Origin of the sequence: Herbaspirillum lusitanum P6-12, from assembly GCF_000256565.1 — a bacterium.
Lineage (GTDB): Bacteria > Pseudomonadota > Gammaproteobacteria > Burkholderiales > Burkholderiaceae_D > Herbaspirillum > Herbaspirillum lusitanum.
Genome location: NZ_AJHH01000044.1, coordinates 1 through 878, shown reverse-complemented (window position 1 = coordinate 878; position 878 = coordinate 1). Strand labels below are relative to the sequence as shown.

Genomic DNA, 878 nt, shown 5'->3' with positions numbered 1-878 from the left:
GGAGCGCGCCCGGCGCAATGCCGTCAGCACCGGACGCCGGCCGAGGCGCCGTCCGGATGCGCAAGAATGCCACCGCCCGAGAGAAAGATCACGTCGGTGCTGTTGACCGCAGCAAAGGTCGCCGGCACCGTCCCCGCCCATTGTCCGGACGAAAACACCGGCATCACTTCATCGCCCGGCGCCATCGGCGTCAGGCAATCGCGTGCCGACTGCACCACTTCGTCATTGAATTCGGAGAACTTGCCGTCGAGTCCGTGCACATGCAAATGATCGACGCCGCTCAGGCGCCACAGGCTTTGATACGCCGGGAACGACATGCCCAGCACCGGCTGGCGCGACATCATGCCGAAGCCGTTGCGATGACCGTGGATCGCCAGTCCGCTGCTGCGACGCAGGCTTTGCAGCGCCGAGAAGCCGCACCAGTTGAGCCCGACCATGATGCAGCTGCCGCCTTCACGCTCGACCAGGTCGGCGTGACGGCGCATGGCATCAAGCTCGTCGGTGATATTGAACGCCACCATCACGCGACGACCGGACTTGTCCTGGTAGGCGCGCACGCGTTTCATGACTTCGCGCACGCGCTCTTCCAGCGGCGCATGGACAGGGTTGGCGCAGACTTCGTCGTCCTTGATGAAGTCGACGCCGGCTTCGCAAAGCTGCGTCACGAGCTCGCCGGTCTCAACTGCGCTGAGGCCGACGTTGGGCTTGATGATGGTGCCCAGCAGAGGCGCTTGCGCCACTCCGGTCAGCTTGCGCGTGCCGGCGATGCCATGACGCGGCATGTCGAATTGGCGGCGGTAATGTTCCGGCAGCGACAGCGACAGCAGGCGCATGCCCGTGACTTCGCCGAGATCGAACAGGTTGCCGGCGACGGTCGC

Annotated in this window: 1 protein-coding gene; it reads right to left on the bottom strand. The window is 65.1% G+C overall.

Annotation, left to right across the window (positions count from 1 at the left end; genetic code table 11):
• Nucleotides 1-23: 23 nt before the first annotated feature.
• A partial coding sequence (locus tag HLUSI_RS26505) for a RuBisCO large subunit C-terminal-like domain-containing protein (protein WP_016832332.1) occupies nucleotides 24-878 on the bottom strand: 855 nt, incomplete at its 5' end.